Genomic DNA, 8,522 nt, shown 5'->3' on the forward strand with positions numbered 1-8,522 from the left:
GACGTTAATTATGCTGATTCTAGATGAATGACCGGAATTTGTTCTGTTCTTTCAGGAGGTTTCGCTCCAGTTGCAACAGCATGAACCGCATGAAGAATATCTGCTGAGTAGTACCGATTGCCACAGGTATCACAAACACCAATTGCTACATCTTCGAAAATGACAAATCCATCTCTATGTTTAAATGCCTCGCGCTTGACAGTTCGGGGTTGAACGGTTCCTTCGCAATACTGGCATTTATAATCCATACATACACCTAAACTTTTATTCTGTTTGCTATAGTATATTGTTCGATTGCTGACGCTGGGCAACCTTGATTAACAACCTCAATGCCTCATTGACCGCTTCATCGTTGGGAAAAGCTTGGGCAACATCGGGATCTAACAGCACTAGGTTGTTTTTTTTACGATATCGCTCAACATATTTACCTCTAACCCCCCCTTCCATTTGAGCGAAGTTGTACTCAGAACGTAATTCATCTTCCATTTCGTTTTCAACTTCCTTCTTCATAAAACCTCTTCTCTTGGCGGGTAGCTTTTCGGGCGCTGATAATTCGTATCTTTTCGTCTCTATCAGTATGTGCAACAACTAAGAGTTGTCCAAACCTGGATAAGCTAATAATAAGGAAAATTAATTTTAAACCAGATATTGCGCTAGTTGCTCATGAGCGGGAACATCCGTAGGCAAGAAGGTTTTCAAGTCATTCTTTGATGGTTTAGCTAATTCTGCTAAACGATTACATTGAATAGCAATACAACGATCAAAGATATTCCTCACAAATCTACCATTTCCAAGATCTCCAATTTTATCTTCAAATTTATTGACTAAATAACCTATTGCTTCTAGGGTCTTCTCTGAGAAAAAATAGCCATGCTGTTCACACATGAGTTTAAAAATTTCCGTTAACTCAGACGAACTATAGTTTTCAAAGTGAATTGACCGTGCAAATCTGGACTTTAGACCAGGATTAGATTCAATAAATCGAGACATTTCCCCTTTATAGCCTGCGACAATAACTACTAAATCCTCTCTATAGTCTTCCATCATTTTTAAGAGAGTATTAATTGCTTCTTGTCCGTACATATCACTACGTCCGTCTGGAACAAGAGAATAAGCTTCATCAATAAAAAGTACACCACCTAGAGCAGATTCAACTACTTTTGCTGTTTTGGGTGCTGTTTGACCAAGGTATTCTGCAACTAAATTAGTCCGGTCTGCTTCGATAAAATGACCCTTTGATAAAACCCCAAGATTCTTATATATTTCACCCATAATCCTTGCTACTGTAGTTTTGCCTGTGCCAGGATTTCCTGTGAATACAAGATGTCTAGTGATTGCAGGAGCTTTGATACCTGCTTGAGCTTGCAACTTGGATACTTTCGCAATGTTTACCAGCTCCTGAACAGTAGATTTGACGGTACTTAATCCAGTCAATGAATGAAGTTGATTTAGACATTCCTGAAGCTCATCAGTAATGATTGGAGGATTTACATCTGAACTTTCTGAAACTCTTGTTCCTCTATGGTTCGATTTTCCGTTACCTGTACGTAAGTCAGCATCAAGATTAGGTTTCTTATCAAGCTCCTTACAAACTTCTACTGCCCATCCATCGCCTATTTGTTTAATATTAGTACCTAAGAGTTTACGAGCTGTTGTAATGGCATTTTCTTTAGAAGGAGCTTCAGCAAAGAATAAACAATCGGTTTCCAAATGCTTTTCAGGCTTTTCTAGAAAATTATAAGCATCATCAATGGTACTCCAAGCAGCCCATAACCAAGAATTGCCTGAAGCACAGATACTAAAGACTGTAGAATTCCACGACATATATACACACTAGACCCTGAACACAACGAATTATCTAGCGTTATGTTACCCATTTAAGTATCTATATATTTATTTTCCTATTACTACAAAATAAAAAGCCCGCTGAACACGGGCTTTTGAAATGAATTAAGTAACTAAACTTAACTTACCGTTTCGCTAACTTCTTCGACATCTTCCGCAGACGAATTGATTTAGGTGTAACTTCCACCAATTCATCGGGACCAATGTATTCCAAAGCACGCTCTAGGCTCATATCTATTGGTGCTTGCAACTGCACCAATTCATCGCCACCAGCGGCGCGGTGGTTGGTTAACTGCTTGGTTTTACAAACATTCAATTCCAAGTCTTGGGGACGATTGTGTTCTCCCACAATCATGCCTCTGTAAACTTTAGTGCCAGGAGTGATAAAGAATGCTCCTCTATCTTCGGCGTTCTTCATGGCGTAGAAGGTAGAAACGCCTTCTTCAAAGGAGATTAAAACGCCTTTGTTACGGGCTTCAATGTCGCCACTGAGTTGACGGTAGTCGAGGAAGCTGTGGTTCATGATGCCTTCACCACGAGTCATCCGCATGAATTCACCCCGGAAGCCAATCAAACCACGGGCGGGAATCACAAACTCTAACTGAGTGCGATCGCCACTACCGGGTTGCATATCTTGCATTTCACCTTTGCGTTGTCCGAGGCGTTCGATACAGCTACCCACAGCATCAGCGGGAACGTCTAATACCAACAGTTCATAAGGTTCGCAAGGTTGGCCGTTGACTTCGCGGTAAATTACTTGTGGCTGAGATACCTGAAACTCGAAGCCTTCGCGGCGCATGGTTTCGATTAAGATACCCAGGTGGAGTTCGCCACGACCGGAAACTAGGAATTTATCGGGAGAATCGGTTTCTTCAACCCGCAAAGCAACGTTGGTTTCAAGTTCGCGGAAAAGGCGATCGCGCACTTGTCTTGATGTCACTAACTTGCCTTCTTGACCTGCAAAAGGTGAATCGTTCACCCAGAAGGTCATTTGCAAGGTTGGCTCATCCACTTTAATTAGTGGTAAAGCTTGTGGTTCATTGGGGTCAGTAATTGTTTCCCCAATGTAAGCATCAGCAAAACCAGCCACGGCAACAATATAACCAGCAGTGGCTTCTTCCATTTCCACCCGCTTCAAACCTTCAAAGCCCATCAATTTACTGATTTTGGACTTGACAATTGTGCCATTTTCTGTTATCAAAGCCGCTTGCTGTCCAGCACGGATAGTGCCGTTGTGAATTCTGCCGATTACAATCCGTCCCAGGTATTCAGAATAATCTAGGGTTGTGACTTGCAATTGCAGAGGCTTGTTGATGTCGCCCACTGGTGGTGGAACGTGTTGCAGAATCGCATTAAACAGTGGTTGCATATCTACCGATTCTGCTTCCAAGCTTTCTTTGGCATAGCCTCCCATACCGGAGGCAAACAGATAGGTAAAATCACACTGGTCTTCATCTGCGCCTAATTCCAAGAACAGATCCAAAACTTTATCAACAGCAACGTGGGGGTCAGCTTGACCACGGTCGATTTTGTTGACAACAACAATGGGGCGTAGCCCTTTTTCCAAGGCTTTTTTCAGTACAAAGCGCGTTTGGGGCATTGGGCCTTCATTGGCATCGACAATCAGAAGACATCCGTCAACCATGCCGAGTACGCGTTCTACTTCACCACCAAAGTCAGCGTGTCCAGGAGTATCAACAATATTGATTAGTGTGTCTTTGTAGCGAACCGCTGTATTTTTGGAGAGAATTGTAATTCCTCGTTCCCGTTCGAGGGCGTTGGAGTCCATGACGCAATCCGGAACGTCTTCACCTTCACGGAAAATGCCGGACTGTTTGAGGAGTGCATCAACCAGGGTGGTTTTGCCGTGGTCAACGTGGGCGATAATTGCGACGTTGCGAATTGGGAGCGTCATAGAAACTTTTGGTGAACTGTTAGAGGGGGTTTTTAGATTTACATTTGAATGCTAGGCTTTTCTAACAGAATTGGGGGCGATCGGCAAATTCTGTAAAGAACCTTTAATAATTCTAGCGTAATCGTCACAATTGCGGAGAGTTTTATTAAGGTGATAATGGCGGATGTGCGGTAATTGCGGCGTTTACGGGATGAAAAAAAGCTGATGTTACCTGCACTGTTGCTTGAAGGGCGATATATCTGATTAGAATTGGGTTGATTCAACAAGACGAAGGATTAGTTTATAGGGCTATTGTTAACAAGAGATTATTAATTGTGCTGTCGATTACATATCTCTGTCTGAAGTTAATGATGAAGTTCCTTTGCAAAGGTGCGATGCCTACGGCGGGTTTCACCTACGCACCTTTGCTTGCTATCCATGTAGAAACTTTGCAGTACAAAGTTTCTATTGGTTTTAAGGTATATTTTAAAAATTAATAATAATGACAGCAATAAGATAATTATTATGATCTGCTGCCTGAACCCTAATTGCGAAAATCCCCAAAATCCTGACGGTACAAATTTCTGTCTCAGTTGCGGGGCAAAGTTGATACCCCTGCTCAGAAATCGTTATCGGATTATTGGAGTGTTAGGCAGAGGAGGGTTTGCACGCACATATGTGGCAGAAGATATAGACAAGCTCGATGAACAATGTGTTGTTAAGCAGTTGGTTTTAAGTCAATTTTATGGCTCTCAAGGTACTGACGCGCATAAAAAAGCAACTGAGTTGTTTGAGCGAGAGGCCAAACGCCTCAAAGAACTAGGGGAACATCTACAAATTCCTAATTTGTATGCATATTTTAAGGAAGGTGAATATCTGTATTTAGTGCAGCAGTTTATTGAAGGGCAAAATCTGTTGCAGGAGTTAAAACAGCAGGGTGTTTTTGATGAACTTAAGATTCGATATTTTTTGCATGATTTGTTATCTGTGCTGGTAGCTGTACACGAACAAGACATAATTCACCGAGATCTGAAGCCAGAAAATATTATTCGTCGTCAAAATGATAATAAGTTAATGCTAATTGATTTTGGGGTGTCGAAGCAAAGGAGGGAAACTACAAACACTGCACTGGGGACAATTATTGGTTCATTAGGTTATGCACCCATTGAGCAAATGCAATTGGGTAAAGTCTTTCCTTCTAGTGATATGTACAGTTTAGGAATAACTTGCTTTCATCTACTAACTAATATTTCTCCGTCAAGTTTGTGGATGAAACAAGGTTATAGTTGGACTTCTAGTTGGCGACAATATTTAAAGCAACCCATAAGTCATGAATTAGAGCTAATTATTGATAAATTAATTAAAGAAAATCACGAACAGCGTTATCAGTCTGCACAGGCTGTATTACAAGACTTGAATAAGTTACCACGGTTAAGGAATACATTACCTCCTACAGTCCTTTCGCCTTCTGGATTATTAGAAACACAATCACAAGTTCAACAACAAACAACTGGTTCTCGATATCTTGCACTATTCCCTAATAATCAATTATTGCGGGGAGCGATAATTGCTGCAAGTGGTAGTTCCTTCTTAGCGATCGCTCTAATCAGTTTTCTCGGAACTACTTGGATTAGCTCAGGATTGTGGTTAATAATTTTAGCAGGTTTAGTATTTATTCAATCTCGCTCAGTTGTGGAAAAAAGTTATTTAATTATTATTGCTATCATCGCCAATTTACTGATTGTCTTGAGTTTCAAAAATTTGCTAGCTAAAAATCTTTTACAATCTGGTATAAATGGGTTATTACTTGCAATTTTGCTAGTTATTCTTGCAGGTTTTGTAACAGTTATTATTTTCGGTATATCTCAAATCGTCAACAAACTTATTTCTCAATATTTTTAGTGAATCATTCAGCACTCAAACATTCATACTTAATGTAGTATGATGATTATATAGACTTCGTAAACTATTGTGATTTCAGAATTCTGATTATATCTTCATTTTTGAGCAAATTTATATAATTGGGAGAATTATTCATGACAACTAAAAAAGAAAACTTAAGACTGCTGATTTCTCTTGGGATAGCTGGAATAATGGTAGCACTGATTTTGTGGTTAATAAGCAAACTTTCATCTACTATCGTACCATCATCAAACCCCATATCGAACCCTATATCAACTTCATCTTCATTAATAAATTTGGGTACGAGAATTTTAGTAAAAGTACAAACATACCCAGAAAAAACAGATGGAGTTAAAGCTTTTGGGGAAAAAAAGTTTAGCACTGCTGTGGAAAAATTTACCGCTTCTCTGAAAAATAATCCCAACGATCCAGAAACTTTAATTTATTTAAACAACGCTAAAATTGCGCGAGATAATTCAGAAAGCTTAAAAGTTGCTGTCATCGCACCAGTTAACTTCGATCAAAATTTAGCAGAAGAACTTTTGCGTGGTGTAGCTCAAGCTCAAAATGAAGTTAATAATCAAGGTGGAATTAATGGTAAAAAATTGCAAATTGTCATTGCAAGTGTTGAGAATCGAGAAGATTCTGAAAAGCTAGATAAGGAATTAGTTGAAGACCAGAGTATTGTAGCCGCAGTGGGTGTGAGACGTGATGCCGCAATTTATAATAAAAAAAGGTTAGTGTTAGTCTTACCCGTCGAGCGTCCAAATCAAGCAGAAAATTCAGAAAATATAGAGCAAAATGCAGTAAATAATCAGCAGGATACTGCCAACAATAACTACTTATTTCATATAAATCCTCTATATGAGAATTTAGTAGATACTCATGCTCGCTACATTGCTCGACAAGGGAGGAATATTGCTATTTGTGGCGATATTCGTAGCTCAGGAAATAATTCAACTTCTTCATCTAGTGGGGTACTAGTAGAACAGTACACTCAAGCGGTCGAAAAATATGGCAGTAAAGTTATTAGTACGTCTTGTAATTTAGCAGATAAAAATTTTGACCCCAAAGCTTTTGTAGATCAAGCTATAGAAACAGAAAATGCCAGTGGTTTTTTACTAATACCTTCATTCAGAAGTATAAGTTATGCTACTAAAGTTGCACAAGAGGTTAAAGGCAGAAAACCACTGTTTGCTTCCGAAACTATGTATAGTGCAAAAACTTTAGAAAATGGCAGAGATGTTGAAGGAATGGTAGTACCTGTGTATTGGCATCGTGATGCAAATAAAAATAACCCATTTGCGGAAAATGCTTTTGGGCTTTGGAAGGCACGGGTAAATCAGAGAACAGCGGGAGCTTATGATGCAATGCAAGTAATTATCGCTGGCTTGAAAGAAAATAACACCCGCGAAGGCTTACAAAAGGTACTATCTAATCTTGATTTTTCAACTTCTGGAGCTACAGGAAATATTATGTTTTCGCCTTCAGGTGAGCGTCAAGGAGAAGCTTTATTAGTTAAAATTGAGCGTTGTGAGCGTTGTTCTTCTGGGACTAATTACGATTTTGTATTGTTGAATAAGAAGTAATTAAGGAATAGGAAATAGGGAGTAGGGAAGATGAGAGAGATGAAGAAAGAGGGAAGTGTGGGGAGATTATAAACATGCTTCTCACCCCATTCCCGACTCCTATTTCTAAAGACTAAAGCTAAATTTGCTCTATTTGGATCTCACAGTCTGCTGCCACACTAATGATGCTATTTTCTGGACAAGCAATCCAATTACCTTTAAATAGAGGTTCGGATGCAATAATGACCGATTTAGGGAAAGCTGGATCGTTTCGTATCCAATAAAGAGATGGCACTGGTGAACTGGTAGCAAAGCGAGAGGCTATCAGGCGATGTCCGTCACTAAATATGACATTGAGTGAGGCTTTTACTTGATAGCGTTTTGCCATATCTAAAAGCGTTAATAATGTGCTGCGTAGAGCATATTCTGGAGGTCGGTGTTTATTAATTTGGCTGTGCGAAAGTAACAATGCAAAAATATGTTCGGAGTCAGTACTACCATTAATTATTTCGTAAAAATCTTGAGTTAAAGTACTACGGATTTTTCTGTGTAATGTTTTGCGGAAATTCTCAATTTGTCCATTGTGAATAAATAGTAATTGTTGATAGTTAAATGGCTGACAATTAGCAAAATCTACTGCTTGGTCTGGTGTTGCACTGCGGACATAAGCTAGTACACATTTTGATTCAATATAACGACTTAGACCTGGTAGATTAATGTCATTCAAAATAGGTAGGGTATTTTTGTAGGTAAAAGGTTCCATATCTTTTTGGCTATGATACCAACCGACACCAAAGCCATCTACATTTACTAACCCAGAGGTCATTTCGCGGGGTTGATAACTCTGGACTATCAATGAATGTTCTGGTTTATATAGAAGATATTCCAGGGAAATAGGCGAACCGAGGTAGGCTAATAAACGGCACATGATTAAAGTATTTGCTCCCAATAGCTTTATAGCATAAGCTTTTTTACTAAAAATTAGCTGATTTTTGGCTAAATTAGCGGTGGCGTACCCGAAATGATCGATATTTTGGTTGAGGGGATTGCTAATGTTGATGAAGGCTTTAAACTTTTGTTTTCTGCAAATCCGTTTCCTGGTTATCAAGCTGAAATAATTGGGTTGAGGTCAGAGTATAACGGTCATTGGTATTACTGGAATAAAAACAATTTGCAAGGTTGGCTATGTCCAGCTTTGTTAAAATACTTCAGGGAACCACCAAATAAAATATATTGCAAAGCTGAAAGCCTTTATTCGTCAGGGCGGCCGCATCTTATTTACTAATAAAAATTAAAACAGATCTGAAAATGTC

At 39.3% G+C, this 8,522-nt stretch carries 9 protein-coding genes; 3 read left to right on the plus strand and 6 right to left on the minus strand.

All coding sequences use genetic code 11. The features are described from left to right. Nucleotides 1-8: 8 nt before the first annotated feature. From ACM0OY_RS31810 to typA, 5 genes are all read right to left on the minus strand, one after another. A complete protein-coding gene (locus tag ACM0OY_RS31810) occupies nucleotides 9-248 on the minus strand; it encodes a YgiT-type zinc finger protein (protein WP_414572757.1) in 240 nt (79 codons plus the stop codon). A gap of 28 nt (nucleotides 249-276) precedes the next feature. Further along, nucleotides 277-510 (minus strand): hypothetical protein, encoded by a 234-nt coding sequence (locus tag ACM0OY_RS31815; RefSeq protein WP_414572758.1) that lies wholly within the window; start codon nucleotides 508-510, stop codon nucleotides 277-279. Next, a complete protein-coding gene (locus tag ACM0OY_RS31820) occupies nucleotides 494-649 on the minus strand; it encodes a BrnT family toxin (RefSeq protein ID WP_414572767.1) in 156 nt (51 codons plus the stop codon). Before ACM0OY_RS31820 ends, ACM0OY_RS31815 begins: the two co-directional genes overlap by 17 nt. After that, nucleotides 637-1,824 (minus strand): AAA family ATPase, encoded by a 1,188-nt coding sequence (locus tag ACM0OY_RS31825; protein WP_414572759.1) that lies wholly within the window; start codon nucleotides 1,822-1,824, stop codon nucleotides 637-639. The genes ACM0OY_RS31820 and ACM0OY_RS31825 overlap by 13 nt, the downstream gene beginning before the upstream one ends. Nucleotides 1,825-1,969: 145 nt before the next feature. Then, the gene (gene typA, locus ACM0OY_RS31830) at nucleotides 1,970-3,760 is read right to left on the minus strand and encodes a translational GTPase TypA (protein ID WP_414572760.1); all 1,791 of its coding nucleotides are present in this window, start codon (nucleotides 3,758-3,760) and stop codon (nucleotides 1,970-1,972) included. Nucleotides 3,761-4,264: 504 nt separating this feature from the next. Here typA and ACM0OY_RS31835 point away from each other — a divergent pair. After that, the gene (locus ACM0OY_RS31835) at nucleotides 4,265-5,641 is read left to right on the plus strand and encodes a protein kinase domain-containing protein (RefSeq protein ID WP_414572761.1); all 1,377 of its coding nucleotides are present in this window, start codon (nucleotides 4,265-4,267) and stop codon (nucleotides 5,639-5,641) included. Nucleotides 5,642-5,775: 134 nt separating this feature from the next. Next, nucleotides 5,776-7,230 carry an ABC transporter substrate-binding protein gene (locus ACM0OY_RS31840; protein ID WP_414572762.1) on the plus strand — a complete coding sequence of 485 codons (1,455 nt, stop codon included), beginning with the start codon at nucleotides 5,776-5,778 and terminating at the stop codon, nucleotides 7,228-7,230. 118 nt (nucleotides 7,231-7,348) lie between these two features. Here the strand turns inward: ACM0OY_RS31840 and egtC are convergent, their stop codons facing one another. Then, entirely contained in the window at nucleotides 7,349-8,137 is a 789-nt protein-coding gene (gene egtC / locus ACM0OY_RS31845) for an ergothioneine biosynthesis protein EgtC (protein ID WP_414572763.1), read from the minus strand. Nucleotides 8,138-8,230: 93 nt separating this feature from the next. On the opposite strand from egtC, the gene ACM0OY_RS31850 reads away from it, so the two are divergent. Beyond that, the gene (locus ACM0OY_RS31850) at nucleotides 8,231-8,494 is read left to right on the plus strand and encodes a DUF6717 family protein (protein ID WP_414572764.1); all 264 of its coding nucleotides are present in this window, start codon (nucleotides 8,231-8,233) and stop codon (nucleotides 8,492-8,494) included. Nucleotides 8,495-8,522 lie beyond the last annotated feature (28 nt).

This window comes from Nostoc sp. CCY 9925, assembly GCF_963920935.1.
Lineage (GTDB): Bacteria > Cyanobacteriota > Cyanobacteriia > Cyanobacteriales > Nostocaceae > Nostoc.

Excerpts from the sequence above, each read along its gene's own strand:
- ACM0OY_RS31810 (WP_414572757.1), bottom strand. The coding sequence starts at position 248 with ATGGATTATAAATGCCAGTATTGCGAAGGAACCGTTCAACCCCGAACT.
- ACM0OY_RS31815 (WP_414572758.1), bottom strand. The coding sequence starts at position 510 with ATGAAGAAGGAAGTTGAAAACGAAATGGAAGATGAATTACGTTCTGAG.
- ACM0OY_RS31825 (WP_414572759.1), bottom strand. The coding sequence starts at position 1,824 with ATGTCGTGGAATTCTACAGTCTTTAGTATCTGTGCTTCAGGCAATTCT.
- typA (WP_414572760.1), bottom strand. The coding sequence starts at position 3,760 with ATGACGCTCCCAATTCGCAACGTCGCAATTATCGCCCACGTTGACCAC.
- ACM0OY_RS31835 (WP_414572761.1), top strand. The coding sequence starts at position 4,265 with ATGATCTGCTGCCTGAACCCTAATTGCGAAAATCCCCAAAATCCTGAC.
- ACM0OY_RS31840 (WP_414572762.1), top strand. The coding sequence starts at position 5,776 with ATGACAACTAAAAAAGAAAACTTAAGACTGCTGATTTCTCTTGGGATA.
- egtC (WP_414572763.1), bottom strand. The coding sequence starts at position 8,137 with ATGTGCCGTTTATTAGCCTACCTCGGTTCGCCTATTTCCCTGGAATAT.
- ACM0OY_RS31850 (WP_414572764.1), top strand. The coding sequence starts at position 8,231 with ATGATCGATATTTTGGTTGAGGGGATTGCTAATGTTGATGAAGGCTTT.